Annotated in this window: 2 protein-coding genes; one reads left to right on the top strand and one right to left on the bottom strand. The window is 58.8% G+C overall.

The genetic code is table 11. From position 1 onward, the window contains the following. Window positions 1-27 precede the first annotated feature (27 nt). The gene (gene secA, locus NW827_RS01910; protein WP_414503282.1) at window positions 28-2,883 is read right to left on the bottom strand and encodes a preprotein translocase subunit SecA; all 2,856 of its coding nucleotides are present in this window, start codon (window positions 2,881-2,883) and stop codon (window positions 28-30) included. Between the two features lie 150 nt (window positions 2,884-3,033). Here secA and NW827_RS01905 point away from each other — a divergent pair, with 150 nt between their 5' ends. Further along, entirely contained in the window at window positions 3,034-3,366 is a 333-nt protein-coding gene (locus tag NW827_RS01905; protein WP_414403103.1) for a TatA/E family twin arginine-targeting protein translocase, read from the top strand. The last annotated feature ends 120 nt before the right edge of the window (window positions 3,367-3,486 follow it).

Raw genomic sequence — 3,486 nt, 5'->3', positions numbered from 1 at the left:
AGAAAGACTGAGGTTACGTGGCATTGCCTACTCGTGGGTAAAATCGGCCTCTACCACCTGGCCCGTATCGGAACCGGTGGCCACTGCTTGCACGGGTGCTGCCTGGGGCACCTGGACAATTTGAGGGGTAAAGACAAATAGGTTGTACACCGTGTTGCGGCGGATATTGTCCAGCATCTCGAGGAAGAGTTCGTAGCCCTCGTTCTTGTATTCGATGAGGGGATCCCGTTGGCCATAGCCGCGCAGGCCCACCGCTTCCCGCAGGGCCTCCATCTGCTGCAGGTGCTCCCGCCAGAGGGTATCCACCTGCTGCAGCAGGAAGAAGCGCTCCGCCTTCCGCATCAGGCCTGGCTCAAACGTATCCAAGAAAGCCTCCTTGGCCTCGTAGGCCAGCTCCGCCTGTTTAATCAGGTAGTCGAGAATTTCCTGGTAGGAGAGATCTCGTAAGTCCTCGACCTTGAGGTTTTCCTTGAGCAGGGGGATGAACTCCTGCATCTTGGCGGTTAGCTTGTCAATTTCCCACTCTTCTGGGGGCAGCTCAGGGTTGACGTGGGCCTGCACGATCTCCTCAACGGTCTTGCGCACGTAGTCGAGGATCTTGGTTTTGAGGTTCTCCCCTTCCAGGATGCGTCGCCGCTCCGAGTAGATAGCCCGCCGCTGGTTGTTGAGAACCTCGTCATACTCGAATACCTGTTTGCGCAGGTCAAAGTAGTACACTTCCACCTTGCGCTGGGCATTCTCCAAGCTCTTCGACAGGAGGGGGTGCTCAATGGGCATGTCTTCATCTACCCGGAACAGGTCCATGAGCTTGGCCACCCGCTCGCCGCCGAAGATCTTGAGCAGGTTGTCCTCCAGGCTGAGGAAAAAGCGCGAGGAGCCGGGGTCTCCTTGCCGTCCAGCGCGGCCCCGCAGCTGGTTGTCAATCCGTCGGGATTCGTGGCGCTCCGTACCAATGACATGCAAGCCCCCCAGCCGCACCACCTCCTCGTGCTCGGCCTCCGTGACCTTTTCGTACTCGGCCTTGATGCTGTTGTAGACCTCCCGCAGTTGCAAAATCAGTGGATCCTGCACGGGTGCCTTCTCCGAGGCCACTGCGATGAGATCTTCCACCACCAGCTCCGGCAGGCGGTTTAAGCCGTACTTGGCCACTGCAGCCGCCACCACCTCGTCCAGGGCCTGGCTAGTGCGGGGTGACAGCTCACAGGGGTAAAAGTTGGGAGAGACCACCGTCCAGGATTTTTTCGGCTTGGGTGAGGCTGAGCCAAACCCCTGACCGCCGCCGCGGCTCACTAGGGGGACAGATCCCAGGGGGTCGTCGGGATCCAGCTGCGCCAGTTTGGGCATTAGCCGTTCCCGTAGCTTGAGGCGGGCCATGTATTCCGCGTTGCCACCCAGGATGATGTCCGTGCCTCGCCCAGCCATGTTGGTAGCAATGGTTACAGCACCTTTGCGCCCCGCCTGGGCAATGATCTCCGCCTCCCGCTCCACGTTCTCCGGCTTGGCGTTGAGGAGGTTGTGGGGGATCCCCCTTTCCTTAAGCATGGCTGAGAGGCGTTCGGATTTTTCCACGCTGGTGGTTCCCACCAAAACAGGGCGCCCCTGGGCGTGCATGTAGGCAATTTCCTCAACCACCGCCTTCCACTTAGCGTTTTCGGTTTTGTACACCAGGTCAGGGGCATCTATGCGGCGAATGGGTCGGTTAGTGGGGATAACAGTAACTTCGAGGTTGTAGGTTTTGACAAACTCCGCCTCCTCCGTGCGAGCAGTGCCCGTCATGCCGGCAAGCTTGGGATAGAGGCGGAAGAGGTTTTGGTAGGTGATGGTGGCCAGAGTTTGGCTCTCGCTTTGAATGGGCACCCCCTCTTTGGCTTCAATGGCCTGGTGCAGTCCATCTGACCAGCGGCGGCCGGGGAGCACCCGTCCTGTGAACTCGTCCACAATCACTACCTCTTGGTTGCGGACGATGTAGTGGACATCTCGGATAAAGAGCTCCTTGGCCTTCACAGCGTTAAAGATAAAGTGCGCCCAGGGATCCTTGGGATCAAACAGATCGGAGACCCCCAGTAAGCGCTCAGCAGCTTCAAAACCTTCGTCGGTGAGGATGATATTGCGGGCTTTTTCATCCACCTCGTAGTGCTCGTCCCGGATCAACTCCCGCGCCACCTGGGCCGCCTTGAGGTACTTTTCGGAGGGACGGGCCATCTGGCCAGAGATAATCAAGGGGGTGCGCGCCTCGTCGATGAGGATGGAGTCCACCTCGTCGATGATGCAGTAGTTAAAGGGCCGCTGCATCACCTCTCTGATGTCGGTGGCCATGTTGTCCCGCAGGTAGTCAAAGCCCAACTCGCTGTTGGTGCAGTAGGTAATGTCGCAGTGGTAGCTGCGCCGCTTCTCGGCGGTGGACATGCCCTCTTGCACCAGGCCAACCGTCAGGCCCAGGAAGCGGTGCACCTGGCCCATCCACTCCGAATCCCGCCGGGCCAAATAGCCGTTGACAGTTACGATGTGAACCCCCTTCCCGGTTAAGCCGTTTAGGTAGGCAGGTAGGGTGGCAACTAGGGTTTTTCCCTCCCCCGTTTTCATCTCGGCAATTTGGCCCTCATGCAGCACCATGCCGCCAATGAGCTGTACGTCGTAGTGGCGCAAGTTGAGAACCCGCTTGGCCGCCTCCCGCACCACCGCAAACGCCTCGGGCAGGAGCTCGTCGAGGGACTCTCCTCTGTCTAGGCGCTGGCGAAACTCGGTGGTCTTGGCCCTCAGCTCTGCATCGGAAAGGGAGGCAATCTCAATCTCCAGCGAGTTGATTAGCTTGACAGTAGGCAGGTACTTGCGGATCTTGCGTTCGTTGGGATCCCCGAAGAGTTTCTGGAGGGCTTGGAGCATGGGCGAGCCTAGGCCAATAGAACGGGTATAGCGCAATTTTATCATTCCCCTTCCATTGACTTGGGCGGCTAGAACTCTGGCAGGAGGGAGGTGCTTGCGGCCAAGGGCAAAAAGATGTCAGGCTAGGGAAGCGAAGGGATCCTACGGCCTATGAATTTTTTGGGCATTGGGCTGCCAGAAATGCTGGTTATCTTTGCAGTGGCCCTCTTGGTGTTTGGGCCGCGCAAGCTGCCAGAGGTGGGTCGTGCCCTAGCTAAAACCTTGCGCAGCCTACAGGATGCTGCTAGAGAGTTTGAGGCGCAGTTAACTCAGGAAGCCCAGGAGCTGGAAAAAGCTGCCCGCGCCTCTGCTTCCCAGACAGCAGCTGCAGCTTCACCCAAAACCAACCCCGTCGCCACCGCCGAGGCAGCTGCAAAACCGGTAGCTGCGGCAGAGCCTGGGGCCGCTGCAGACAACAACCCGCCGACCGCAGATGCTGCCTAGCTTCCTCGCTTCGGCCTGGAGATCCCCTGCCTTTTTGGACAGGGGCGGCCATACTTCGTTCCAGGGATTGAGGCTGCTGTCCCGCTTGCTCTTGTTCAAATCCTAGGGTAAAAGGGCTGA

This window comes from Synechococcus sp. H70.1 (assembly GCF_047502705.1).
Classification (GTDB): Bacteria; Cyanobacteriota; Cyanobacteriia; order Thermostichales; family Thermostichaceae; genus Thermostichus.
Note: the sequence above shows the minus strand (reverse complement) of the source record. Positions and strands in the feature narration are given on the sequence as shown.